This is a genomic window from Kitasatospora sp. SUK 42 (assembly GCF_015776785.2).
In the GTDB taxonomy this organism is placed as follows: domain Bacteria; phylum Actinomycetota; class Actinomycetes; order Streptomycetales; family Streptomycetaceae; genus Kitasatospora.
Map to the genome: position 1 here is coordinate 1968091 of NZ_LFMD02000003.1, position 24329 is coordinate 1992419.

Below are 24329 nucleotides of genomic sequence, written 5' to 3' on the forward strand. Positions count from 1 at the left end.
GCGGTCCACCGTGCGGCGACCCACCGCGCGGCGGTCCGGCGTCGGCGCCGGGCCGCCGCACCCGCGGCCGACTGCCGTCCTACGGCGTCAGGATGGCGAGGATCACCCGGTGCAGGGTGCGGTCGAAGGTCTGGTCCGGGTCGGCGGGAGAGCCGGAGGTGGCGAAGGCCTGGGCGAGGTTCGGGTAGTCGCCGCTCATGGCCGCCTGGGTGAGGTAACCGACCAGCTCCGCCTGCCACTTGGCGCCCGCCGCGGCCGTCTGCTCGTACTGGGCGAACTGGCAGACGAAGCCGTTGAACAGAGCCATCGCCTCCATCCGTGCTCCGCCGCCGAGGCCGGTGGGGGCGGTGACGGCGAGGAAGTGGTCGGTGTAGCGCAGGGCGTTGGGGCCGATGCTCGGGCGGGCCAGGACCAGGGCGGGCAGCCAGGGGTGGCGGCGGAAGATGGCGAGCTGCGCGTGCGCGAGGTCGGTGAGGTCGGCCCGGACGTCGCCGCTCGGCTCGGGCGGTAGCCGGTACTCGGCGGCGGTCGCGTCGAGCATCAGGTCGAGCAGGTGCTCCTTCTTCGGCACGTAGTTGTAGAGCGACATGGTGCCCGCGCCGAGCGCGGCCGCGACCCGGCGCATGGAGACGGCGTCCAGGCCCTCGGTGTCGGCGATCCCGATGGCGGCCGCCGCGATCGAGTCGCGGCTGTGGGCCGGGCGGGGGCCGCGGCCGGTGCGCTCGGGGCGCAGCCAGATCAGTTCGGGGGCGTCGGGGGGCACCGGTTTGCCCGGCCGCCCGGGGTCGTCGGAGCCCGGGTTGTCGGAGCCGGTGGGGGGCTTGCTGGACGGCACTGGAAGATCACCTCGCTCACCCATCTTAGATACGTACGGCGTACGTAGTACGATGGCACCCAAGCGCGCTTCTACGTACGCTGTACCTAGAGAAGGGCAGAGCCATGTCCGACACCGCCCGGCCCGCCATCGAGATGGCGGGCGTGCAGAAACGCTTCGGCTCCACCGAGGCCCTGCGCGGCCTCGACCTCACCGTCCCGGCCGGCACCGTCTGCGGCCTCCTCGGCCCCAACGGCGCCGGCAAGACCACCGCCGTACGCGTGCTCGCCACGCTCGTCGCCCCCGATCGGGGGACGGTCCGGGTCGCCGGGCACGACGCCGTCCGCGACGCCGAGGAGGTCCGGCGGGCGATCGGCCTCGCCGGGCAGCACGCCGCCCTGGACGAGGGCATCACCGGCCGCGACAACCTCCACCTCTTCGGCCGGCTGCACCGCCTCGGCGCCCGCCGGGCCCGGGAGCGCGCCGACGAACTGCTCACCCGCTTCGGGCTCGCCGAGGCCGGCGACCGGCTGGTCCGCACCTACTCCGGCGGCATGCGGCGGCGCCTCGACCTGATCGCCAGCCTGGTCACCAGCCCGCCGGTGCTGTTCCTGGACGAGCCCACCACCGGGCTCGACCCGCGCAGCCGCCAGGAGATCTGGAACACCGTCAAGGAGCTGGCCGACGGCGGCACCACCGTGCTGCTCACCACCCAGTACCTGGAGGAGGCCGACCGGCTCGCCGACGACGTCGTGGTCGTCGACCACGGCGCCGCCATCGCCACCGGCCCGCCGGCCCGCCTCAAGGCGGCGATCGGCAGCCAGGTGTCCGTCACCCTCGCCGATCCGGCGCAGCTCGCCGCCACCGCCGTGGTCCTGTCGTCCCTCTCGGGCGGCGACGCGCGGATCGACCTCGCCGAGCGGACCGTCACGGTGCTGACGACGCCCGGGGTGTCCGTCCTCCTGCCGTCGCTGGTGCGGGAGTTGGACGGCGGCGGGATCGTCGCCGAGGACGTCGCGGTGCGGCGGCCCTCGCTGGACGACGTGTTCCTCGCGCTCACAGGGGAGGGCGCCACTCGGGAGGGCGCCACTCGGGAGGGCGCCACCCAGGAGAGCGCCGCCACGGGGAGGGCCGCCTGATGGCCACCGCCGTGCACCCCGTCGCCGCTCACCCCGCCGCCCGCCCGTCCGCCGGGGGCCGGCTGGCCTCCGACACCTGGACCTCGATGCTCCGCGTCCTGCTCAACTACCGCCACTCGCCCGGGCTGTTGGCCGCCTCGCTGGGCGTGCCCGTGGTCATGGTGGTGGTCTTCGGGTACGTCTTCGGCAGCGCCATGCGGGTGCCGGGCGGCGGGGACTACCGAGAGTTCCTGATGCCCGGACTGTTCGCCATGGTCGCCACCAACGGCATCATGCCCACCATGGTCGGCGCCGCCCGGGACGTCGGGCGCGGGGTCACCGACCGGCTGCGCTCGATGCCGGTCTCCCGCACCGGCCTGCTGCTCGGCCAGACCCTCGCCGACCTGCTGGTCAGCGTGGTCGTCCTGGCGCTGCTGGCCCTGGTCGGGCTGGCCGCCGGGTGGCGCGCCCGGCACGGACTCGCCGACGCGCTGGGGGCGTTCGCGCTGCTGCTGCTCTTCCGGTTCGTGATGACCTGGGCCGGCACACTGCTCGGTCTGGCCGTCGGCAGGGAGGAGGCGGCAGGACAACTGTCCGTCGTCGTCTTCCCGTTGGCGATGGTCACCAACGCCTACGTGCCCACCGGCGGCATGCCCGGCTGGCTGCGGGTCGTCGCCGACTGGAACCCGATCAGCTCCGTCGTCGAGGCGGCCCGTGAACTCTTCGGCAACCCGGCCGCGCCCGGTTCGGCCTGGCCGATGCAGCACGCCGTGACGGCCACGCTGCTCTGGAGCGCCGTCCTGCTCGCGGTCTGCGGGCCGCTGGCCGTACGGAAGTTCGCCACGCACGGGCGGTGATCCGCGAGGGCCGCCGGATGTGCTGGACACCGGGGGTCGGTGCGGCAGAAGGTGGGCGCCATGGAGTACACCCACCTCGGCCGCACCGGCCTGACCGTCTCCCGCCTCTGCCTCGGCACCATGAACTTCGGCCCCCACACCGAAGAGGCCGAGGCCCACCGCCTCATGGACACCGCCCACGAGCACGGCATCAACTTCTTCGACACCGCCAACGTCTACGGCCGCGACAGCGAGGGCAACCTCAAGGGCCGTACCGAGGAGATCATCGGCCGCTGGTTCGCCCAGGGCGGCGGCCGCCGCGAGCGCACCGTGCTCGCCACCAAGGTCTACGGGGACACGGGCGACTGGCCCAACGAGGGCAGGCTGTCCGCGCTCGCCATCCGCAAGGCCGTCGAGGCCAGCCTGCGGAGGCTCCGGACCGACCACATCGACCTGTACCAGATGCACCACATCGACCGGGCCACGCCGTGGGAGGAGATCTGGCAGGCGATGGAGCTGCTGGTCGCCCAGGGCAAGATCATCTACGTCGGCTCCAGCAACTTCGCCGGCTGGCACATCGCCCAGGCCCAGGAGGCCGCCCGCTCCCGCCACTTCCTCGGCCTGGTCAGCGAGCAGTCGCTCTACAACCTGCTCGACCGCGCCATCGAGCTGGAGGTCATCCCCGCCCTCCAGCACTACGGCCTCGGCCTGCTGCCGTGGTCCCCGCTGCGCAGCGGACTGCTCGGTGGCGTCCTGCGCAAGGAGCGCGAGGGCACCCGCGCGCGGAGCGCCATGGGCCTCGCGAGCGAACTCCTCGCCAAGCACCGCGACCGCATCCAGGCCTACGAGGACCTCGCCGCGGAACTCGGCGCCGACCCCGCCGACCTCGCCCTCGCCTGGCTGCTCTCCCGCCCGGCCGTCACCGCCCCGATCATCGGCCCGCGCACCCCCGCCCACCTCGACGCCGCCATCGCGGCCCTCGACCTCAAGCTCGACCAGAAGACCCTCGACCGCCTCGACGAGATCTTCCCCGGCCACCAGCCGGCCCCGGAGGACTACGCCTGGTAGGACCTTCCCGGATAACGGGCCCAGCCCCGGCTCCCGGCTCCGGCTCCCGGCTCCGGCTCCCGGCTCCGGCCCCCGGCTCCGGCTCCCGGCCCCGGCCCCGGCTGCGTGGCCGGGACCGGGGCCGGTGCCCTCCGGCTCGGGCGCCGTGCCAGAATCCGGCGCATGTCCGTTCGATTCCCCCGCCCCCTGCGCCCCGGTGACCGCATCGGCGTCACCGCCCCGTCCTCCGGAGTCTCCGAGGCCATGCGCGAACGCCTCGACCTCGCCGTCCGCACCGTCGAGGAGCGCGGCTACGAGGTCGTCATGGGCGCGTGCATGGACGGCTCCGGGCACGTCAGCGCCCCGGCCGCCGCCCGGGCGGAGGAGCTGACGGCGATGCTGACCGACCCCGGCATCCGGGCCGTCGTGCCGCCCTGGGGCGGGGAGACCGCGATCGACCTGGTGCCGCTGCTCGACTGGGACCGGCTGCGCGCGGCCGAGCCGACCTGGCTGGTCGGGTACTCCGACCTGGCGACCCTGATCACCCCGCTGACGCTGCTCACCGGGACGGCCACCCTCCACGGCAACAACCTCATGGACACGCCCTTCCGGGTGCCCGAGGGGCTGCTCTCCTGGCTCGACCTCGTCACCGCGCCCGCCGGGCACCGGTTCACCCAGACCCCGCCCGGCCGCCACCGCCGCCCCACCACCTTCGACGACATCGCCACCCACCCCGAACTGCGCGAGTACACCCTCGACGGGCGGGGCGGCTGGAGCCGCCTCGACGGCACCGGCGACGTGACGGCCGAGGGCCGGCTGATCGGCGGCTGCATCGAGACGCTGTGCAACCTCGCGGGGACGCGCTACCTCGACACCTCCGCCTTCGCGGACCGCGAGTCCCCCGAGGGACTCCTGGTGTACGTGGAGGCGTGCGGCGACGACGCCTTCACCATCTGCCGCAACCTGCACGGCATGCGGCTCGCCGGGTTCTTCGACCGCGCCAACGCCGTCCTGGTCGGCCGCACCGGCGCGCCGGACAACGCGTCGCTCAGCCAGCGCGAGGCCGTCCTCGACGCGCTCGGCCCGCTGAACGTGCCGATCATCGCCGACGTCGAGTGCGGCCACATCCCGCCCCACCTGCCGATCGTCAACGGGGCCCACGGCCGGATCGTCCACACGGCGGTCCGGAGCGAACTCACCCAGACACTGGCCTGAGCCGGCCACCTCCGCTTCGGCGGCCCCCGGGGGCCCGGGGCCCGGGGCGTCGGGAGTGTCGTGGGTACGTCCGGCCGTCCCGGCGTGAGAGCGTCGGGGGATGGTCGAACAGGGCGACGCCGCGCGGGAGACGTGGGACACACGGGAGACGCGGGAGGCAGGGGAGGCGGGGGAGGCGCGGCTGGTGCACGAGGTGCCGTACCGGGCGCAGTGGGAGTCGGCGGACCTGGTGCGGGCGATCGTGGACGGGCAGCTGGACGCGGCGCGGGACCCGCGCTGGGGGCAGTCTGGGGCGGCCACCCCGGAGGAGTACGCCTGGTGGTCCTGGCGGCTGTGCGGGGTGGCCTGCCTGCGGATGGCGCTGGAGCACTGGTGGGGCGTGACCCCGACGGCGATGGCGCTGGCGGCCGAGTGCGTCGCGGCGGGCGCGTACGTCCGGGACGGCGAGAGCCTGCGCGGGCTGGTCCACGCGCCGTTCGCCGACTACGTCCAGCGGCGGTGGGGACTGGCCGCGTGGGCACGGGAGTTGACGCCCGCGCAGGTGGCGGCCGAGGTGGTCGGCGGGCGGCTGGTGATGGTGTCGGTGCACCCGTCGATCCGGGAACCGGCCGGGCCGGAGCCGGTCCGGCGCGGCGGGCACCTGGTGCTGGCGGTGGGCACCACGGACACGGCGCTGGTGATCCACAACCCCTCCGGCTTCCCGGGGGAGTCGCAGGCCTTCGCGCGCGTGCCGTGGCGGGCCTTCGAGCGGTTCTACGCCGGGCGGGGGATCGTCCTCGGCCCGCCCGGCGCCGACCGTCAGGTGTTGTCCGGCAGCCCGACCGGGTAGAAGGGCAGCTGGCTGCGACAGAGCGCCGAGATCGGCTTCAACGCGGCGGCCAGCCGGTCGAGTTCGGCGCGCGGGTAGTCCTCCCACACCCGGGCAGCGGCCAGGTCGGTGGCCGCCTCCAGGGCCTGGTGGCGGATCCGGCCGAGCTCGGTCACCGCGCCGCCGGCCGTCAGCCAGCCGCGCTCGACCAGGCGCTCGGCGGCGCCCTCCCACTCGGCGTCCGTCCAGCCGCGCACCGGCTGGATCTGGTCGCGCCGCATGTCCATCGCGCAGCGGATCACCAGCGCCTCGCAGCCGTCCAGCCCGGCCGCCACCAGCGCGGCGACATGGCCGTCCCCGCGGTGCTCGCGCATCACGGTGGCGGCCTGCCAGAGCCGCTCGTACACCCCGGTCGGCCGGGGGAGCGCGGCGTTGGCCGAGGCCAGCACCCGGCCGGCGCAGTCCAGCCGGGCGGCGGCCTGCTCCAGGGTGTCGGCGACCAGCTCGACCTGCGCCGGGTCCACGCACTCCAGCAGCCGGGCCAGCGCCGCCGCCGAGCCCTTCAGCCGGGCGGTCAGGGTCTCCTCCGGGCTCGCGAACGTCCACACCGACGGCAGCGCGCGCTCCACCATCGCCGGGGCGAAGTTGAAGAACGCGGCGATCACCGGCGGCGCGTCCACCGCGCCCAGCGGCGCCGAGCGGCTGGCGAAGTAGCCGCGCCAGCTGCCGCGCAGCCCGGCCTCCTCGAAGGCGGCCCGGCCCTCGGGCAGGAAGTAGGTGACGGCGTGCACCGGCTCGAAGAGCCACCACAGCGCGCGGGCGGGGTGGACGAGATCGCTCATCGGGAGACCCTCCTCGGACGGAGCTCCGGGCGGGCGCGGGGAGCTCGGCTGGTCGGGGCGGCCCGCCGGCCGCCGGGGCGGCGGGGTGCCGGGCCGTCCGGGCGGGCGCGTGAACCGCTCAAGAGCTGATGACCATGGGGGTGCCCGGGTAACCCGGGGAGGGGTGTGATGAGGGTCACCCGGAGACCGGGGGGTGCACCCGGCGGTGGCGCGGCGCGAGATGATGGGGCGAGGTGCCCGCTCCCGGCGCGCGCCAGCCCTCGCAAGCCCTCGTACGAAGGTAGTCGGTCATGGCCCAGATCAACCCCAGCATCCTGTCCGCGGACTTCGCCCGGCTCGCCGACGAGGCCGAGGCCGTCCGGGGTTCCGACTGGCTGCACGTGGACGTCATGGACAACCACTTCGTGCCCAACCTGACCCTGGGCGTCCCGGTGGTCGAGTCGCTCGCCCGGGCCACCGACACCCCGCTCGACTGCCACCTGATGATCGAGGACCCCGACCGCTGGGCCCCCCAGTACGTCGAGGCCGGGGCGGGCTCGGTCACCTTCCACGTCGAGGCCGCCGCCGCGCCCGTCCGTCTCGCCCGCGAGATCCGTGCCAAGGGCGCCCGCGCCTCCATGGCGCTCAAGCCGGGCACCCCGATCGAGCCGTACGAGGACCTGCTGCCCGAGCTCGACATGGTGCTGATCATGACGGTCGAGCCCGGCTTCGGCGGCCAGGCCTTCCTGGACATCATGCTGCCCAAGATCCGCCGCACCCGGGAGCTGATCGCCAAGCACGACCTGGAACTGTGGCTCCAGGTCGACGGCGGCGTCGCGGCGAACACGATCGAGCGCTGCGCCGAGGCGGGCGCGGACGTGTTCGTGGCCGGCTCCGCGGTGTACGGGGCGGAGGACCCGGCCGAGGCCGTCCGCAACCTGCGGGAGCTCGCCGCCAAGGCGTCGGCGGACGCCTGGTGGGCCTGCGAGCACTGAGGCGCCGCCGCCGGGGCGCCGCCGCTGAGACGCTGCCGCTGAGGCACCGAAGGCGGGCCCGGTCCGCTGGACGGCTGGGCCCGGGTGGAGGATCGTCGGACCGTGATGGATGATCGGTGACGGCGCCGTCCGACGACCCCCCTCCCCGTACGGTGGTGGAACCGCGATGAGCAACCTCGACCTCAAACCCGCCCCGACCAGCTGCGGCGGCGAGGCCAGCAGCGGCCCCGTGAAGGACCTGCTGACCGGACGGCAGGTCCCGCTCGGCGAGAGCACGGTGGTCCGCCGGCTGCTCCCCAACCTGGGCCGCCGGATGGTCGGCGCCTGGTGCTTCGTCGACCACTACGGCCCCGACGACATCGCCGAGGCGCCCGGCATGCAGGTCCCGCCGCACCCGCACATGGGCCTCCAGACGGTCAGCTGGCTGCACCAGGGCGAGGTGCTGCACCGCGACAGCCTCGGCAGCCTCCAGACCGTCCGGCCGCGCGAACTCGGCCTGATGACCTCCGGCCGGGCGATCTCCCACTCCGAGGAGTCCCCGCGCCCGCACGCCCGCTACCTGCACGGCGCCCAGCTCTGGGTCGCCCTCCCGGACGCTCACCGGAACACCGCCCCCTCCTTCGAGCACCACCCCGAGCTGCCCGTGGTCACCGCCCGGGGCCTGCACGCCACCGTCATCCTCGGCACCCTCGACACCGCCACCTCGCCCGGCACCACCCACAGCCCGCTGGTCGGCGCCGACCTCGCCCTCACCGAGGGGACGGACGTCGGGCTCCCGCTGCTCCCCGAGTTCGAGTACGCCGTCCTCGCCATGACCGGCCGGATCGACGTCGACGGCGTCCCGGTCGAACCCGGCTCGATGCTCTACCTCGGCTGCGGCCGCCGCGAACTCCCCCTCCTCGCCCGCACCGACGGCGCCGTCCTGCTGCTCGGCGGCGAGCCCTTCGAGGAGAGGATCGTCATGTGGTGGAACTTCATCGGCCGATCCGGTGATGAGATCGTACGGGCGCGGAACGACTGGGAGAAGGGCTCCCGGTTCGGTGAGGTCCACGGCTACGACGGTGCCCGACTGCGGGCTCCGGAACTTCCGTCGATCCCCCTGAAGGTGCGCGGTCGAGAGCGCTGAGGCGGCGGAAGGCCGCTTGGTGGATATCGCCATCTAAGATGCCTGAGTCGCTGGTACGGGCCCAAACCTCCGTGTCGGTGGCTCAGGCCATGTCCTGTGCGATGACGGCGAGACGAGGGAGCACCCGTGCCCAGCCAGCGGTCCATCAACGAGGCGGAGCGGCTCGTTCAGGCGAAGCTCGGCGGCATCTCCATCCGCCGGGAGCGGATGGCCGCGGTGGCCAACATCTACCGGGCCGCGTCCGCCGTGCGGCAGCACCTGGAGAACTCCGTCCTGCGCGGATCGGACCTGACCTGGACGGCCTTCGTGGTGCTGTGGGTGGTGTGGGTCTGGGGCGAGTCCGAGACGCGGCACGTCGCCGAGGAGGCGGGGATCTCCAAGGGGACGCTGACCGGGGTGTCCCGGACGCTGGAGTCGCGTGGCCTGTTGCGCCGCACCAGCCACCCCACCGACGGGCGGCTGGTGCTGCTCGCGCTCACCGAGGACGGTGAGGAGTTCATGCGCGAGGTGTTCCCGGCGTTCAACGACGAGGAGTCCTTCGTCACCTCGCGGCTGAGCGAAGCGGAGTGCGTCAGCCTCGCCGACGGGCTGCGGCGCGTGGTGCTCCAGGTCGAGGAGGAGGGCGAGGACCGGCGCCGCTCGCTCCTGAACGGTGAGGAGCCCGCCCCGCGCCGCAGCGGCCGGCGCGCCCGCGGCTGATCAGGACGCGGCTGATCAGGGCAGAGCTGATCCGGGCAGGACTGATCAGGATAGAGCGGCCCGCACCAGCGCGTCGAAGACCCGCTGCTGCGCCGGGTCCTCGTGGGCGGTGTCCTCCGGGTGCCACTGGACGGCCACGAACCAGCCTTCGCGCCCGGGGAGTTCGACCGCCTCGATGGTCCCGTCGGCGGCCCGGGCGGTGACGGCCAGCCCCTCTCCCAGCCGGTCCACGTGCTGGTGGTGGTAGCAGGACACCTCGGCGCCGTCGGCGTCGGTGGCGGCGCTCAGGGCGGAGCCGGGGGCGAAGGAGACGCGGTGCCGGACGTGCCGGTGCTCGCGCTCGGGGCCGCCCATGTCCTGGTGGAGGGTGCCCCCGAGGGCCGTGTTGACCACCTGGAGTCCGCGGCAGACGGCCAGCAGCGGCAGCCCGCCCGCGAGGGCCTGCCGCGCGAGTTCCAGGTCGAACGCGTCCTGCTCGTCGTCGACGTCGTAGACGGCCTCGTGGGCGGCGGGCGCTCCGTAGCGGTGGGGGGCGATGTCGCCGCCGCCGGGGAGCAGCAGCGCGTCGAAGCGGGAGAGCCGGGCGGCGACTTCGGCGGGGTCGGCCGTGCCGCCGGGCGCGTGCGGGTGGAGGGTGGCGGGTTCGCCGCCCGCCCGCCAGACGGCCTCGATCAGGGCGCGGGCGTTGACCTCGGCGGCGTAGCGCAGGGCGGAGGTGGTGGCGGCGAAGCGGGCGGGAACGGCGATGAGCGGGCGGTGGGTCACAGCTGGATCCAGGTGGTCTTCAGTTCGGTGTACTTCTCCAGGGCGTGGGCGGACTTGTCGCGCCCGTTGCCGGACTGCTTCATGCCGCCGAAGGGCACGGTGAGGTCGCCCTCCTCGTAGCAGTTGACCCAGACCGTACCGGCCCTGAGGGCGCGGGAGACCGTGTGGGCGGTGGACAGGTCGGAGGTCCACAGCCCGGCCGCCAGGCCGTAGTCGGTGGCGTTGGCGAGGGTGACGGCCTCGTCGAGGTCGTCGAAGGTGAGGACGGACAGCACGGGGCCGAAGACCTCCTCGCGTGCCAGGCGGCTGTCCGGGGCGACCCGGTCGAAGACGGTCGGTTCGAGGTAGGCGCCGCCGGTGTCGGCCAGGGTGCGGGTGCCGCCCGCGCGCAGCCGGGCGCCGTCGTCGAGGGCCGCGCGGACGTGGCCGAGCACGCGGTCGAGGTGGTTCTCGCCGACCAGGGCGCCCATCTCGGTGGCCGGGTCGAGGGGGTCGCCCACGCACAGGGCGCGGGCGCGTTCCACGACGGCCTCGGTGACCTGTTCGGCGACGGAGGTGTGGACGAGCAGCCGGGAGGGCGCGGTGCACATCTCGCCCTGGTTGAAGAAGATGCCCCAGGCGGCCGTGGCCGCGGCCTTCTCCAGGTCGGGGGCGTCGGGCAGGATGATGTTGGGCGACTTGCCGCCCAGCTCCAGCCAGACCCGCTTGAGGTTGGAGTCGGCGGAGTAGCGCAGGAAGTGGCGGCCTACGGCGGTGGAGCCGGTGAAGGCGAGGACGTCGACGCCGGGGTGCAGGCCGAGGGCCCGTCCGGCCACCGGTCCGTCGCCGGCCACGACGTTGAGCACACCCGGGGGCAGCCCGGCCTCCAGGCCGATCCGTCCGAGCAGCAGCGCCGACAGGGGCGAGTTCTCCGAGGGCTTGAGGACGACCGTGCATCCGGCGGCCAGCGCCGGGGCGATCTTCCAGCCGGCCAGGGTGAGGGGGAAGTTCCAGGGGACGACCGCGCCGACGACGCCGGCGGGCTCCCGGGTGACGAGGGCGAGGGCGTCGGGTGCGGTGTGCGGGGACTCGTCGGTGAGCTTGTCGGCGAGCCCGCCGTACCAGCGGAAGGTGCCGACGACGGCCCGCAGTTCGATGTCGTGGGCCTCGGTGACCGGTTTGCCCATCTCCAGGCTGATGGTGAGCGCCAGCTCCGTCCGCCGCTCCTCCACGAGGTCGGCGAACCGCAGCAGGACGCGGCCCCGTTCGGCGGGGGACAGGCGCGGCCAGGGGCCGTGGTCGAAGGCGCGGCGCGCGGCGGCGACGGCCGCGTCGACCTCGGCCGCGCCGGCGTCGGCGACCTGGGCCAGCACCCGGCCGTCGCGGGGCGACACCACGGGGAACGTGCCGCCGCCACCGGTCTCCTCGGCGCCGTCGATCAGGTGGGTGCCGACCGGCTTCAGCGTCTCGGCCCGGCGGAGCCAGTCGTCGTGGGTGGCGGGGGTCATGCGGTCCTCCAGACAGCGGAGCAGGACGGAAGGGGTGGCGCGCGCCCGGCCCGTGGGCGCGCGCCGGAGGTGAGGGGGTCAGCCGGTTCGTCGGCGCCGGATGCGGTGGTTGGCCACGCCCAGCGCCATGACGACGGGCACCGACAGGACGAGCCACAGGGCCGTGCTCGCCTCGCCGCCGATCAGGGTGGTGAAGTTGGCCAGGATGAGCCAGATGGCGCCCGCGATGCCGAGCGCCCCCAGCACGGGGGCGATCACCGTGTTCCACACCCGGGTGTCCACCCGCCGGCGGCGGAAGAACACCACGACCGACACCGAGGTCAGCAGGTAGAGCAGCATCATCGCCAGGACGGCGAGACCGCTGAACCAGGAGAAGAGGGTGAGGACCGGGTCCTTGCCGGCCAGGGCGAAGGGGACGACCAGGAGCGCGGCGATGAGGGTCTGCACGCGGCCCGCGTTCGCCGGGGCGTGCCGGGCGTTCAGCCGGCACAGCCGCGCGGGCAGCTGCCGGTCGCGGGAGAGGCAGAACAGGTAGCGGCTGGCGGAGTTGTGGAAGGTCAGGACGCCGGCGAACAGCGAGGTGGCCAGGAGGACGGGCAGGACGCCGCCCAGCCAGCCGCCGAACAGGTCGGTGACGGGGGCGAAGACGAACCCGGCGGAGTCGCCGCTCTCCAGGGCCCTGCCCGCCGCCGCCGGTGCCTTCGAGGCCCCGTAGGCCGAGATCAGCATCCACGAGGTGAGGGCGAAGAAGCCGGTGACCACCGTCACCGAGAGGTACGTGGCCCTCGGCACGGTCTTCTTGGGGTCCTTGGCCTCCTCGCCGTAGATGGCGGTGGCCTCGAAGCCGAACATCGAGGCCAGGGCGAACATCACGGCGACGCCCGGTGCGCCCTGCAGGGCCGCGGAGGGGGAGAAGCTGTCGGCGACGCCGAGTCCTTCGGGCCCGCCGCCCTTGACCAGGGTGACCAGGCCGAAGAGGAACAGGATGCTGAACTCGGCGAGCACGAAGGCGGCGAGGACCCGCGCGCCCATCTCGATGCCCAGGGAGCCGAGGGCCTGCACCACGGCCATGGTGACCAGCGTGTAGACCCACCAGGGGAGGTGGAGCGGGGTGTGGTCGGAGACGAGCCCGCTGACGATCGAGCCGTACAGGCCGTACATGCCGGCCTGGATGACGCAGTAGGCGAACAGGGCGACGCCCGCGCTGCCCGCGCCGAGGGTCCGGCCGAGGCCGGTGCCGATGTAGGTGTAGAAGGCGCCGGCGTCCACGACGTGTCGGCCCATCGCGATGAATCCGACGGAGAAGAGGAGGATCACGGCCCCGGCCACGACGTAGGCGGCGGGGGTGCCCGAGCCGTTGCCGATGGCGACCGATATCGGGGCGGCGCCCGCGATGCCGGTCAGCGGGGCCTGGCCGGAGAGTACGAAGAAGAGGATGCCCAGGACGCCCAGGGCGTTGGGCTTGAGTGTGGCTGCCGTGGGGGCGTCCCGTCCGGTGCGTTCGGAGGGGGCCGTCTGACTGTCCACTCGGATCACCTGCCAGAAGATGTGGGGGAAGTCGTTTCAGGTCAAACGAGTTGCCTCATCGTGGGGTGCGACTATCCGTTTGACAAGGGGTCGGGAGGCAGGAATCCCGGTCGGTGCCCCGGTCAGCGCCCGTCCTGCTCCTCGGCCAGCCCTGCCAGGAGGCCCCTGAGCTCCGCCAGCGCCTCTTCGGTGGCCTCGCTCTCGCCGAACACCAGCTGGTGCAGCACCAGGCCTTCCAGCGCGGCGAAGGCGAGCCGGGACATGCCGCGGCTCACCGGGCCCGGCAGGATGCGGTCGAGCTCGCTCCGGCTGGCCTCGAAGTACTCCTCGTAGAGGCTGCGCAGGTGCGGCAGCAGCTCGGGCCGGCGCCGGGCCTCCAGCAGCAACTCGTACTGGAACGCCTGGAGTTCGGGACCGCTCTCGACCATGTCCACGAGACCGGTGGCGAAGCCGGCCACGCCACCCGTGCCGACGCCGAGCGTGCTGGCGCTCAGCGAGGAGTGGACGGCGTGGGCGACGGCCTCCTCGATCAGCGCGTCGCGCGAGCCGAAGTGGTGCACGACGAGCCCGTGGGTGACTCCGGCCTCCTGGGCGACGGCCCGGTAGGTGAGCTTGCGCAGACCGCCCCGGGCCACCACGCGCACGGCGGCGTCCAGCAGGGCCGTCCGTCCCGTCCCGTAGTTCGTCACGCGCTTGCGGGGGCCGCGCTCGACGGTGGGCTTGACGGGTTCGGTCATGTGATCGACCCTACCGGGGCCCATCGGTCAGCGCTTCGGGGGCCTGATGCCGCGGAACTCCCAGTCGCCGCCGAGCGCGGTGGACAGCACCTCCTCCGACTCGGTGGGCTGGGCGCCCACGTCGGCGCGGATCGGGGTCGGCCCGGTGACGACGTGGTTGGTGAGCCGGCCGAGCCCCTCCACCTCCACCTCGACGACGTCCCCGGGCTGTACGGGCCGGGAGTTGGCCGGGGTGCCGGACAGCAGCACGTCGCCGGGGTACAGGGTGATGGTGCGGGCGATGTCGGCGACGAGGTAGTGCATGTCCCAGGTCATCTCGTCGGTGGAGCCGTCCTGGACGACCTCGCCGTTGACGTACGTCCGCAGCCGCTTGCCGCGGAAGTCCCAGTCGGTGACCAGCCCGGGGCCGAGCGGGCACAGGGTGTCGGAGCCCTTGACGCGGAGCATGGAGCCGGCGTCGGTGTCCCGGAAGTCGTGGAGGCCGTAGTCGTTGGCCACGGTGTAGCCGGCGATGTACTCCCCGGCCTCGGCGGGGGAGATGTTGCGCGCGGTCCTGCCGATGACGATGGCGACCTCGCCCTCGTAGTTGAGCCACTTGCAGCCCTCGGGGCGGACGATCGCGCCCCGGTGGGAGTTGAGCGCCGAGGTCGGCTTGTGGAAGTAGGTGGGGGTGTCGGGCAGGCCGATCCGGAACTCCTCCACCCGGCTGCGGTGGTTGAGGTGGACGGCGACGACCTTCGACGGGACGACCGGCGGCAGGTGGTGGGCGTCGGCGATCGCGACGCGGCGGCCGTCGCCGGCGACCAGGTCGTCGCCGTCGCGAACGGTCTCCACGGCGGCGCCGTCGAGGAGGATGCGGCGGTACTCGGGCATGGCGGGGCCTTCCTAGGCGAGGCTGTGGGGGTTGCGGGGACCGGGGGAGGAGGGCAGGCCGGCGCCCGTCCAGCCGTCCTGCGGACGGTCGAACCAGAGGTGGACCTGGCCCGTGCCGATCGAGTTCTCGTACTCGCCGTACTGGCGCGCCTTCGCGGTGCACGCCCCCTCGCCGAGGGCGCCGGCCATCATCAGGTAGTGGAAGAACCTGGCCTCGGGCTTGTACCTCCAGAACTCGTCCATGGTGTCGAGCACCTTGTCGTGGCTGCCCTCCTTGAACCAGGCGATCCGCTCCTCGTCGGCGGCCCGCGCCTCGGGGGTGAAGATGTGCGAGGGGTCGCCGGACTCGTGGTCGCGCAGCTCGCGCAGCGGCCAGAAGGTGTGGGAGAGGGCCCCGGAGGCGATCAGCAGCACGCGCCGGCCGGGGGTGGCGGCGATGCCGTCGGCCAGCGCGCGGCCCAGGCGCAGGTGGTCCTCCATGTCGCCGGTCTGGCAGACGCCGATGGTCACCCACCGCTTGTCCGGCAGGCCCTCGCCGAGGAACTTCCAGAGGTTGATCGTGGCGTAGTAGACCGGCAGGTACGCGTCGTCGATCGGGGTGATCCAGGTGCCGTGGCGGTCGGCGAACGAGGCGATGTTGCGGGCGAGTTCGGGGTCGCCGGGGTAGTCGTAGGGCATGCGGCACATGCCGCGCGGCAGCTCCTCGGAGGTGAACAGGCCGGCGCGGCGCCGCTGGGCGGTGACGACGAACTCGACGGTGGTCGCCCAGTGGGAGTCCAGGACGACGACGGTGTCGTAGTCGTCGCGCTCGAACACCTCCCGGCGCAGCTGCCGCAGGCCGGTGACGAGGGTGATCTCCTTGCCCTCGTTCAGCTCCAGCCTGGTCCTCTCGGGCAGCACGATGGTGGGGACGTGGGCGAGCAGGCCCGCCCCGACGATCTCACCCATGGTCCTTCCAGCCCTTCGGCGAGGTGACGGTGTTCTTGAGGTCGCAGTAGAAGTCGAAGCTCCAGGTGCCGCCCTCGCGGCCGACGCCCGAGTGGCGGGAGCCGCCGAACGGGGCCTGGAGGTCCCGGACGAAGAAGCAGTTGACCCAGACGGTGCCCGCCACCAGCTGCCCGCTGACGCGTCCGGCGCGCGCCGCGTCGCCGGTGGCCACGGTGGCGGCCAGGCCGAAGCGGGTGTCGTTGGCCAGGCGCACGGCCTCGGCCTCGTCGCCGAAGGTCTGGAGGGTCAGGACGGGGCCGAAGACCTCCTCCTGGACGACCTCCGAGTCCTGGGCGACGTCGGTGAGGAGGGTCGGCGCGTAGTACTGGCCCTCCAGCCGCTTGCCGCCGATCACGGCGCGGGCACCGGCCGCGATGGCGCGCTGCACGAAGCCGTCGATCTTCTCCAGCTGGCGGGGGTGGATGTTGGGGCCGATGTCGGTCGCCTCGTCGCGCGGGTCGCCCTGCTTCAGACGCGCGGCCCGCTCGACGAAGCGGCGGGTGAACTCCTCGGCGACCGTCTCCTCGACGAGGATGCGGGTGGCGGCCAGGCAGACCTGGCCGGCGTTGTCGTACTGCTCCACGGCGAGGTCGACGGCGAGGTCCAGGTCGGCGTCGGCGAAGACCAGCAGCGGGGACTTGCCGCCCAGTTCGAGGCTGAGCGGGGTGAGGTTGGCGGCGGCCGAGGAGGAGATCCGCTGGGCGGTCGGCACGGACCCGGTGAAGCTGATGCGGCGCACGTCCGGGTGCGAGGTGAGCGCGTCGCCGATCTCGGAACCGTAGCCCTGCACGACGTTGAGGACACCGGCCGGGAGCCCGGCCTCGGCGGCGATGTCGGCGAGCAGCGAGGCCGTCAGCGGCGACCACTCGGCGGGCTTGAGGACGACGGTGTTGCCGGCCGCCAGCGCCGGGGCGACCTTCCAGGTGGCCAGCATCAGGGGCGCGTTCCACGGGGTGATCAGCACGCAGGGGCCGGCCGGGTCCCAGCTGACGTGGTTGGTGTGGCCGCGGGTGTCGAAGTCCTCGTGGCCGAGCCGCGTCAGCCAGTCGGCGAAGAAGCGGAAGTTGTGCGCGACCCGGGGCATGACGCCGCGGCGGTGCGAGCGCAGCAGGGCGCCGTTGTCGGCCGTCTCCACGACGGCCAGCTCCTCCAGCCGCCGTTCGACCCCGTCGGCGATGGCGTGCAGGACGCGGGCGCGCTCCTCGCGCGGGGTCGCGGCCCAGGCGGGGAAGGCGGCCCTGGCGGCGGCGACGGCCGCGGCGGCCTCCGCCGCGGTGCCCCGGGCGATCTCGCCGAGGACGCCGCCGTCGATGGGCGAGACGTCGGTGAAGGTCTCGGCGGAGGCGACGCGTTCGCCGCCGATCCAGTGCCGGGTGTCGACGGCGACTCCGGCGACGGTGGTGGTGTGTTCGCTCATGTCCTCGTGGTCCTCGTCGTCCTCGTAGTCCTCGCGATCCGGGTGCTCCAAGTGGTCCGCGTGCTCCGGTCCGTCCTGGTGGCCGGTGGTGCGGCGCGGGTTCACTCGGCGCCGGAGGTGTTCGACTCCAGCAGCCGGCCGCCGTCCCACACCACGCCGACCTGCCGGTAGTAGGCGGCGATGGGCTCGCGGACCTCCAGCCGGGCCAGCTCCTCGGTGGGCGCCTCGAACAGTTCCAGCTCGGCGTCGCCCACCCAGGGCTGTCCGCCCTCGAAGGAGGCGGCACCGGACTCGACCAGCTCGTCCAGGGCGAGGCCCTTGCCCTTCTCGATGGAGGGCAGCCAGCGGTGGTGGGCCATCGGGTGGCCGTTGACGAATCCGTTGGTCCCGGACGGCTCGCGCAGCGTGACGACGGTCTGGGCCAGGCGGCGGTCCGCGGCGGCGAGGGTGGCGCCGAACCGGGCCCCGGCCTCGATGCGGGGCGCGGGCCCGTACGGGTGCGGGCGGGTCTGGTGGATGGACCCGAGCTTCTTCGGGTAGCCCTGGTGGAGGCCCCGGGCGATGGCGAAGTCCTTGTCGACCCAGATGTACACGCAGCGGCTGTACGTGTGCCCCCTGTACTTGCAGCGCACGACGGCGAACGCCTCCTTGTACTGGGCGAGCACCGGGTCGAGCAGTTCCCGCCCGGAGGCGGAGCAGGACTGCCAGTCGGCCCAGATCAGCGCGACGGCGCCCGGGTCCTCGTCGGCGAGCTCCAGGGGTTCGGGCAGCAGTTCGCGCACCCGGGCCGGGTCGGTGCGGTACTCGATGGTGAGGAGGTCGCCGGAGTAGCGCCACGGCGGCGAGGGGATCAGCGACGAGGAGCCCGTCGCCGTCTTGGGGTGGAAGTACCCGCGGACACTGGACACTTGGATTCCTTACGCGGTGGGAGCGGGCTGCTTGAGCAGTTCGGCGCGGTAGCGGGCGGCGGCCGCGGAGGCGCTCTGGCCGCCCAGGGCGACGACGCCGACCAGGCGGTCGGCCCGGTGGTAGCCGACCAGGACGTCCCCGTCGAGGTCGCCGTCCAGGACGCGCACGTCGCCCTTGCCGAGCGCGGGCGCGCCGAAGGACTGGAGGCGGAAGTCGTGCTGGTCGCTCCAGAAGGTCGGCAGCGGGGCGAACGGCGCGAGACCGGCGTCGGCGCCGGTGAGGTGCGCGGTGAGCACCCTGGCGGCGTGCTTGGCCGTGTCCGTGGGGATCGACCAGTGCTCGACGCGGCGCGGGACGCCGTCGTACCGGGCGTTGGGGAAGCGCGCGACGTCGCCGACGGCGATCACCTCCGGACGTCCGCCGACCCGCAGGTGACCGTCGGTGAGCACGCCGTCGGAGAGGTCCAGGCCGTTGCCGTCGAGCCACTCGGTGTTGGCCACGGAGCCGACCGACTCCACCACCACGTCCGCGGCGAGGACCCTGCCGTCGGACAGGGCGACCCCGGTGACCCGGTCGTCGCCGTGGAAGGCGGTCACCCCCGTGCCGAGGGCGAAGCGCACGCCCCGCTGCTGGTGGCGCCTGAGCAGCGCCCCGGCGAGCAGGTCGCCGAGCGGTCCGACCATGGGCAGCGGCAGCGGGTCGACCACGGTGACCTCGGCGGCGCCGAGGGCGGTGGCGGTGGCGGCCACCTCGCAGCCGATGAATCCGCCGCCCACCACGACGACGCGCACGCCCGGCCGGGTCAGCGCCTCGCGCAGCCCCTGGGCGTCGTCCAGCGTGCGGACGGTGTGCCGCCCGCCCGCGGGGCCGGGGCAGCGCAGCCGCCGGGGGCGCATCCCGGTGGCCACGACGAGCCCCCGGTAGGCGAGGGTCTCGCCGTCGCCGAGCGCGACGACCCGCCGGTCGAGGTCGGCCCGGACGACCGTGGTGCCCAGGCGCCACCGCGCGTCGGAGACGCTGGCCCGGGGCCGGAAGGCGAGCGAGTCGAAGGACGCCTTGCCCGCCAGGACCTCCTTGGACAGCGGAGGCCGGTTGTACGGCATGTGGGGCTCGTCCCCGACGAGGGTGATCGGCCCGTCCCAGCCCGCCGCGCGCAGCTGTTCGGCGGCGCGCAGCCCGGCCATGGAGGCGCCGGCCACGACGATGGGTGCGGTCACGGTTCAGTCCTCGATCCGGATGGCCTGGAGCGGGCAGACGTCGGCGGCCTCCTCGACGTCGGCGCGCAGGCCCTCGTCGGGGTTGGCGACGTACGCGAGATGACCGTCGTCGTCGAAGCGGAAGACGTCGGGGGCGGCGAAGACGCACTGGCCGTGGTCCTGGCACTTGTTCATGTCGACGACGACCTTCATGGCCGATCCTCCTGGGACTGTGGGGGAGCGTCGGGAAAGGGGGAGGGAAGGGGGGAGGGAAGGGGGCGCGGGCTCGCGGGGGCCGGGTTCCGGCCGGGGGCGGTGGGCGCCGAGAGGGCGGTGGACACCGACCGCCAAATCGTTTGATGTCAAATAACATAGGAAGGGCCGGCCTTCCGGTCAAGAGCTATCCGGATGGATAAATTTATGTGACAGACCCCTTGCGGGAGAGCGGTCGGCGTCCCTACCGTTTGCCACCAGCGAGCGAGCGGTGTCCTGCGCCACCCCGCAGTCCGAAGCCGCCGCCGCACCCCCTTCCCCCAGTGCCGCGAGCTCTGGGAGGCGCCCCCACTTCCCCCAGGAGACACCGGTGAGCGCATCCGACATCCCGCCCGTCCGCCACCACGTGGAGCGGCTTGCCGCCCAGGGAATCGACGTGGTCCGGGTGACCTATCCCGACCTCATCGGCACCGAACGGGCCCGGGACGTCCTGCTGGACCACCTGCCCTCGGCCTGCGAGCACGGCCTCGCCTTCTGTCGCGCCGTCTACCACACCAGCCCCCAGGGCGACGTCGTCCCCGTCGCCGGTGGCCTGGACGCCGGCCTGCCCGACATCTGCGTGCGCCCCGACCTCGACACCCTGACCGCCCTTCCGTGGGAGCCCGGCGTCGCCACCTGCCTCGGCGACGTCACCGACCCGGCCACCGGACGGCCTGCACCCGAGTCGCCCCGCGACCTGCTGCGCGCGGTCGTCGAGCGGTGCGGCGAGTACGGCCTCCGCCCGGTCGTGGGGCCGGAGTTGGAGTACTTCCTGTGCGACGCGGCCCCCGGGACCCCACAGGGCTGGCGCCGGTACAGCGAGGCCGCGGGCGTCGTCTACACGGCGGGGCTGCGCGCGGACGGCGACAACCACCTGCTGCGCACCCTGCGTCTCCTGCGCGACCTCGGCCTCGGCATCACCAACGGCAACCACGAGTTCGACGGCTCCCAGTTCGAGATCAACCTGAACCACTCCGGCGCCATGGAGGCCGCCGACCGGGCCTTCCGCTTCAAGGCCGCGGTCAAGGAACTCGCCCGCAAGGAAGGCCGGTTGGCGACCTTCATGGCCAAGCCCTTCCAGGGCGCCGGCGGATCCGGCTTCCACCTCCACCTGTCCTGCGTGGACGACGAGGGCGGCAACGTCTTCGCCGACCCGTCCGCGCCGTACGGTCTGAGCGCCACCGCCCGCCACGCGGTGGCCGGGGTCCTCGACCACGCGCCGGCCCTCGCGGCGCTGGCCAACCCGACGGTCAACTCCTACAAGCGCTTCGGCCCCGACACCCTCGCGCCCTGGCTGATCGACTGGGGGCTGGACAACCGCAGCGCCATGGTCCGCGTCCCGCCGGAGCGCGGCTCCGGCTCCCGCCTCGAACTGCGGCTGGGGGACGCCAGCGCCAACCCCTACCTGCTGATCGCGGGGACCATCGCGGCGGCGCTCCTGGGCGTCATCGCGGGCAAGGAGCCCGCCGCTCCGCTGGAGGGCTACGGCTACGACCCCACCAGGTCCGCCGTCCTGCCGATGTCCCTGCCCGCCGCCCTCGACGCGCTGGAGGCGGACACGGCCCTGACCGAGGTGCTCGGCGCGGACTTCACCGCCGCCTACCTCTCGTACAAGCGCGACGAGGTCGCACGCTTCCAACGGCACGTCACCGACTGGGAGTTCACCGAGTACGCCTACCACCTGTAAGACCGAGGAGACCAACCATGACCACCGTGCCGACCGTGCCCTCCGGTGCCGTCCGCGAGCCGATGCCCCTGGACCAGGTGAACCTGGCCGACCTCGACAACTTCACCGACGGCGTCACGCCGTGGCGGATGTTCCACACCCTGCGCCACGAGGACCCGGTCCACTGGCAGCCGGAGGACGCGCCCAACTCCGGCTTCTGGTCGGTCACCCGGCACGCCGACATCGCCCGCGTCGACCGGGACGCCGAGACCTTCACCTCGGCGAGGTTCGTGAACCTGGAGGAGCTCGACGACGACCAGATCAAGAAGCGCGCCTCCATCCTGGAGCTGGACGGAGTCCGCCACCGCGCCCTGCGCAGCGTCCTGCAGCGGCAGTTCGGCGCGAACGTCATCAACAGCTACGCCGACTTCCTGCGCGGCCTGACCGCCACCACGCTGGACGCCGCCCTGTCCAAGGGCACCTTCGACTTCGTCAAGGAGGTCTCCGCCGACTTCCCCATCAACGTCCTCGCCCGGCTCCTGGACGTGCCCCCGGAGGACAACCAGCAGCTCATCGACTGGGGCAACCGCATCATCGGCAACACCGACCCCGACTACGCCGACGTCCTCCTCCACAGCGAGGAGAGCGAGAAGTACCGCGACCTGCCCTTCCGCTCGCCCGCCTCGCTGGAGGTCTTCGAGTACGGCCGCGAGCTCGCCCGGCAGCGGCGCGGCGGCACCGGCACCGACCTGATCTCCAGGCTCGTCAACGAGACCCCGCGCGACGGCGTGCCGCTCTCCGCGCAGGACTTCGACAACTACTTCCTGCTCCTGGTCGTCGCCGGCAACGAGACCACCCGCCACACCATCAGCCACTCCATGCTGGCCCTCCTCCAGCACCCCGAGCAGCTCGCCCGCCTCCGGGACGACCCCTCCCTCATCCCCGGGGCGGTGGAGGAGTTCCTGCGCTGGGCGTCTCCCGTCTACCACTTCCGCCGCACGGCCACCCGTGACGTCGAACTCGGAGGCAAGCGGATCAAGGAGGGCGACAAGGTCGTCATGTGGTTCGCCTCCGGCAACCGCGACGAGGAGGTCTTCGGCAACCCCTACGACTTCGACGTGGCCCGCCGGGACAACGACCACGTCACCTTCGGCAAGGGCAGCCCCCACCTGTGCCTGGGCAACCTGCTGGCGCGCACCGAGATCCGCATCATGTTCGAGGAGCTCATCCCGCGCCTGGCGGGCATCAGGCTCGTCGGCGACGTCCCCCGGGTGCGCTCCAACTTCGTGAACGGCATCAAGAAGCTGCCCGTCGAGGTCACCCTCGCCTGACGCCGTCACGGCCCCGGCCCCCCCGCACCGCCCGCGCGGCGGCGCGGGGGGCTCCGGCGTACGGTGGAGCCGTGGGATCCGTCCCGCCGGTCCGGAGCAGGGCCGGCCGACCGACCACGGAGGGCACCGTCATGACCGCACGGATCGGCTACCGGCGGATCTACGAGGAGTCCTCCCCGCAGGACGGGCAGCGGGTGCTCGTCGACCGGGTCTGGCCGCGCGGGGTGCGCAAGGAGGATGCCCACCTGGACGAGTGGCTGCGGGACGTGGCGCCGTCCACCGAGCTGCGGCAGTGGTACGGCCACGAGCCGAGCCGCTTCACCGAGTTCCGCCGCCGCTACCGCGCCGAACTGCGGGACGCCGGGCACCGCGAGGCGGCCGGGCACCTGCGCGAGCTCGTCGCCCACGGCGGGGTGACGCTGTTGACCGCCACCAAGGACGTCGACCACAGCCAGGCCGCCGTCCTCGCCGAGTGGCTGGCCGGGGAGGAGCGCAGGGGCGCGAAGAGGCACTGACCGCCGTCACGGCTCCGGGCCGCGCAGTTCGCCGAGCACCGCCCAGGCCACCGACACCACCGGCACCGCCACCACCGCGCCCAGCACCCCGGCCAGGACGGCGCCGCCGATCACCGACAGGGCCACCACGACCGGGTGGATCCGCACCGACCAGCCGAGCACCAGCGGGTGCAGCAGATGGCCCTCGATCTGGCCGATCACCACGATCAGGGCGAGCACCAGCAGGGCGATCACCGGGCCCCGGGCGGCCAGGGCGACCAGCGCGGCGACGGCCAGCGCGATCGGCGAGCCGATCAGCGGGACGAGCGCCGCGACGAACTCCAGCACCGTCAGCGGCAGCACCAGCGGCACTCGCAGGACGGCCAGCGCGATGGCGACCAGGGCGGCGTTGGTCGCCGCCACGATCAGCACGCCGCGGGTGTACCCGGCGAAGGTGCGCCAGGCGGCGCGGCCCGCGCGGTCCCACACCGGGCGCACCCGGGCCGGGAGTTGGCGCTGCACCCAGCACCACATCCTGTCGCCGGAGTGCAGGAAGAACACCGAGCAGAACACCGCGAGGGCGAGGCCGGTGAGGAACTCGACGACGGCGCCGGCGCCGCTGAGCGCGGTGCTGAGCAGCGCGGAGCGGTGGGCGGAGAGGAACTCGCCGATCTTGGACCGCAGGTCGGTGACGGTGCCCGGTCTCAGGCGGAACGGCGCCCCGGTCAGCCAGCGGTCGATCCGCCCGAGGCCGCCGCGCAGCTCGTCGCCCAGCCGGCTCCACTCGCCGGCGACGGTCGTCCCGACCAGCGCGAGGACCCCGGCGACCAGTGCCACGGAGCAGAGGAAGGCCAGCAGGACGGCGAGCGGGCGGGGCAGCGACCGGGCCGTCAGGTCGACGAACGGTCGCAGCACCGAGGTGATGACCAGCGCCAGGAACAGCGCGATGACCGGCAGTTGGAGCTGGCCCAGCACCATGACGGACAGGTACCCCGTCACCCCGAGGAGGAGCAGCCGCCAGGCGTACCCGGCGGCGGTCCGCAGCCCGGACGGCACCCGCTCCGCCGGTGGGGCGGGGCGGGCCGGGCGGGTGGAGCGGTGGGGGGTTCGGCGGCCGCCTGGGCGGGAGGCCGGGCGGGCGGCCGCCCGGGGGCGGCGCTCCGGTCCGGCGCGGTTCACTCCCACGGGCCGCCTCCCTGGCTGTGGCCG

At 73.6% G+C, this 24329-nt stretch carries 24 protein-coding genes; 11 read left to right on the top strand and 13 right to left on the bottom strand.

Going from position 1 to position 24329, the window contains the following annotated elements; all coding sequences use genetic code 11:
* Window positions 1-79 precede the first annotated feature (79 nt).
* A complete protein-coding gene (locus RZ50_RS18530; protein WP_308271756.1) occupies window positions 80-835 on the bottom strand; it encodes a TetR/AcrR family transcriptional regulator C-terminal domain-containing protein in 756 nt (251 codons plus the stop codon).
* Between the two features lie 104 nt (window positions 836-939).
* Here RZ50_RS18530 and RZ50_RS18535 point away from each other — a divergent pair, with 104 nt between their 5' ends.
* From RZ50_RS18535 to RZ50_RS18555, 5 genes are all read left to right on the top strand, one after another.
* A complete protein-coding gene (locus tag RZ50_RS18535) occupies window positions 940-1953 on the top strand; it encodes an ATP-binding cassette domain-containing protein (protein WP_196950473.1) in 1014 nt (337 codons plus the stop codon).
* On the top strand, window positions 1953-2789 hold the full coding sequence (locus RZ50_RS18540) for an ABC transporter permease (RefSeq protein WP_254802532.1): 837 nt from the start codon (window positions 1953-1955) through the stop codon (window positions 2787-2789). Before RZ50_RS18535 ends, RZ50_RS18540 begins: the two co-directional genes overlap by 1 nt.
* Window positions 2790-2849: 60 nt before the next feature.
* Window positions 2850-3836 (top strand): aldo/keto reductase, encoded by a 987-nt coding sequence (locus tag RZ50_RS18545; RefSeq protein WP_196950472.1) that lies wholly within the window; start codon window positions 2850-2852, stop codon window positions 3834-3836.
* 162 nt (window positions 3837-3998) lie between these two features.
* Entirely contained in the window at window positions 3999-5030 is a 1032-nt protein-coding gene (locus tag RZ50_RS18550; RefSeq protein WP_196950471.1) for a S66 peptidase family protein, read from the top strand.
* A gap of 100 nt (window positions 5031-5130) precedes the next feature.
* The gene (locus tag RZ50_RS18555; protein WP_196950470.1) at window positions 5131-5859 is read left to right on the top strand and encodes a C39 family peptidase; all 729 of its coding nucleotides are present in this window, start codon (window positions 5131-5133) and stop codon (window positions 5857-5859) included.
* On the opposite strand, the gene RZ50_RS18560 is transcribed toward RZ50_RS18555, so the two are convergent.
* On the bottom strand, window positions 5829-6680 hold the full coding sequence (locus tag RZ50_RS18560) for a hypothetical protein (protein ID WP_196950469.1): 852 nt from the start codon (window positions 6678-6680) through the stop codon (window positions 5829-5831). The genes RZ50_RS18555 and RZ50_RS18560 overlap by 31 nt on opposite strands.
* 290 nt (window positions 6681-6970) lie before the next feature.
* On the opposite strand from RZ50_RS18560, the gene rpe reads away from it, so the two are divergent.
* From rpe to RZ50_RS18575, 3 genes are all read left to right on the top strand, one after another.
* Window positions 6971-7654 (top strand): ribulose-phosphate 3-epimerase, encoded by a 684-nt coding sequence (gene rpe, locus RZ50_RS18565; protein WP_196950468.1) that lies wholly within the window; start codon window positions 6971-6973, stop codon window positions 7652-7654.
* Between the two features lie 166 nt (window positions 7655-7820).
* Entirely contained in the window at window positions 7821-8780 is a 960-nt protein-coding gene (locus RZ50_RS18570; RefSeq protein ID WP_196950467.1) for a pirin family protein, read from the top strand.
* A 126-nt stretch (window positions 8781-8906) separates the two neighbouring features.
* The gene (locus RZ50_RS18575) at window positions 8907-9479 is read left to right on the top strand and encodes a MarR family winged helix-turn-helix transcriptional regulator (protein ID WP_196950466.1); all 573 of its coding nucleotides are present in this window, start codon (window positions 8907-8909) and stop codon (window positions 9477-9479) included.
* Between the two features lie 45 nt (window positions 9480-9524).
* On the opposite strand, the gene RZ50_RS18580 is transcribed toward RZ50_RS18575, so the two are convergent.
* From RZ50_RS18580 to RZ50_RS18625, 10 genes are all read right to left on the bottom strand, one after another.
* Entirely contained in the window at window positions 9525-10244 is a 720-nt protein-coding gene (locus RZ50_RS18580) for a gamma-glutamyl-gamma-aminobutyrate hydrolase family protein (protein WP_196950465.1), read from the bottom strand.
* Window positions 10241-11731 (bottom strand): aldehyde dehydrogenase, encoded by a 1491-nt coding sequence (locus tag RZ50_RS18585; RefSeq protein WP_196950464.1) that lies wholly within the window; start codon window positions 11729-11731, stop codon window positions 10241-10243. The genes RZ50_RS18580 and RZ50_RS18585 overlap by 4 nt, the downstream gene beginning before the upstream one ends.
* A gap of 78 nt (window positions 11732-11809) precedes the next feature.
* Entirely contained in the window at window positions 11810-13258 is a 1449-nt protein-coding gene (locus RZ50_RS18590; protein WP_196950463.1) for an APC family permease, read from the bottom strand.
* Between the two features lie 122 nt (window positions 13259-13380).
* Entirely contained in the window at window positions 13381-13995 is a 615-nt protein-coding gene (locus tag RZ50_RS18595) for a TetR/AcrR family transcriptional regulator (protein WP_196950462.1), read from the bottom strand.
* A 27-nt stretch (window positions 13996-14022) separates the two neighbouring features.
* Window positions 14023-14868, bottom strand: coding sequence for a fumarylacetoacetate hydrolase family protein (locus tag RZ50_RS18600; RefSeq protein WP_196950461.1), 846 nt, complete (start codon window positions 14866-14868; stop codon window positions 14023-14025).
* Window positions 14869-14880: 12 nt separating this feature from the next.
* Entirely contained in the window at window positions 14881-15816 is a 936-nt protein-coding gene (locus RZ50_RS18605) for a 3,4-dihydroxyphenylacetate 2,3-dioxygenase (RefSeq protein ID WP_196950460.1), read from the bottom strand.
* Window positions 15809-17272 (bottom strand): aldehyde dehydrogenase, encoded by a 1464-nt coding sequence (locus RZ50_RS18610; protein WP_196950477.1) that lies wholly within the window; start codon window positions 17270-17272, stop codon window positions 15809-15811. The genes RZ50_RS18605 and RZ50_RS18610 overlap by 8 nt, the downstream gene beginning before the upstream one ends.
* 101 nt (window positions 17273-17373) lie before the next feature.
* Complete coding sequence (locus RZ50_RS18615) at window positions 17374-18180, bottom strand: acetoacetate decarboxylase family protein (RefSeq protein WP_196950459.1); 807 nt, start codon at window positions 18178-18180, stop codon at window positions 17374-17376.
* A gap of 9 nt (window positions 18181-18189) precedes the next feature.
* Complete coding sequence (locus RZ50_RS18620; protein ID WP_196950458.1) at window positions 18190-19398, bottom strand: NAD(P)/FAD-dependent oxidoreductase; 1209 nt, start codon at window positions 19396-19398, stop codon at window positions 18190-18192.
* Between the two features lie 3 nt (window positions 19399-19401).
* Complete coding sequence (locus tag RZ50_RS18625; protein WP_196950457.1) at window positions 19402-19590, bottom strand: ferredoxin; 189 nt, start codon at window positions 19588-19590, stop codon at window positions 19402-19404.
* Window positions 19591-19960: 370 nt separating this feature from the next.
* Between RZ50_RS18625 and RZ50_RS18630 the strand changes: the two genes are divergently transcribed.
* The 3 genes from RZ50_RS18630 to RZ50_RS18640 all read left to right on the top strand — a co-directional run bounded on the left by RZ50_RS18630 (window position 19961) and on the right by RZ50_RS18640 (window position 23141).
* Entirely contained in the window at window positions 19961-21316 is a 1356-nt protein-coding gene (locus RZ50_RS18630) for a glutamine synthetase family protein (RefSeq protein ID WP_196950456.1), read from the top strand.
* A 17-nt stretch (window positions 21317-21333) separates the two neighbouring features.
* The gene (locus RZ50_RS18635; RefSeq protein ID WP_196950455.1) at window positions 21334-22626 is read left to right on the top strand and encodes a cytochrome P450; all 1293 of its coding nucleotides are present in this window, start codon (window positions 21334-21336) and stop codon (window positions 22624-22626) included.
* A gap of 131 nt (window positions 22627-22757) precedes the next feature.
* Window positions 22758-23141, top strand: a complete 384-nt coding sequence (locus tag RZ50_RS18640; protein WP_196950454.1) for a DUF488 domain-containing protein — start codon at window positions 22758-22760, stop codon at window positions 23139-23141.
* A gap of 6 nt (window positions 23142-23147) precedes the next feature.
* Here the strand turns inward: RZ50_RS18640 and RZ50_RS18645 are convergent, their stop codons facing one another.
* The gene (locus RZ50_RS18645) at window positions 23148-24305 is read right to left on the bottom strand and encodes an AI-2E family transporter (RefSeq protein ID WP_374199941.1); all 1158 of its coding nucleotides are present in this window, start codon (window positions 24303-24305) and stop codon (window positions 23148-23150) included.
* Window positions 24306-24329 lie beyond the last annotated feature (24 nt).